A 351-nucleotide genomic window follows, 5' to 3' on the forward strand; every position below is an offset into this window, starting at 1 on the left:
CTAAATTTTTTAGTGTTAAACTCACTAATAAGTAATTGTAAATCTTCTTCTTTAATACCTAGCTTTTTAAAGCTAGTGTTTTCATTAGTGATAACAAATTTGTATTTGGTTATGACTTGTTTAGTGGTAGTAGTATTAGTTTGATTACTTGAGTTAGTAGAGTTATTATTAGAACTATTACTTGTTTGATTATTTGGATTGCTTGTATTATTGTTGGTATTGACTTGATTGTTTAATTTGGTAGTATTAAAACTATTATTAGTTGCATTAGAATTATTGTTTGTTTTATCATTTATACTAGAGTTAGTGTTAGCTTTATCATTGTTTGTGTTAGTGTTAGTGTTAGTTTGG

At 25.1% G+C, this 351-nt stretch carries 1 pseudogene; it reads right to left on the reverse strand.

The features are described from left to right. Window positions 1-351: pseudogene (locus tag CAMP5053_RS08460) on the reverse strand (hypothetical protein); the annotation flags it as partial.

The sequence above is a fragment of the Campylobacter sp. S4:11 genome (genome assembly GCF_024723695.1).
In the GTDB taxonomy this organism is placed as follows: Bacteria; Campylobacterota; Campylobacteria; order Campylobacterales; family Campylobacteraceae; genus Campylobacter_D; species Campylobacter_D jejuni_C.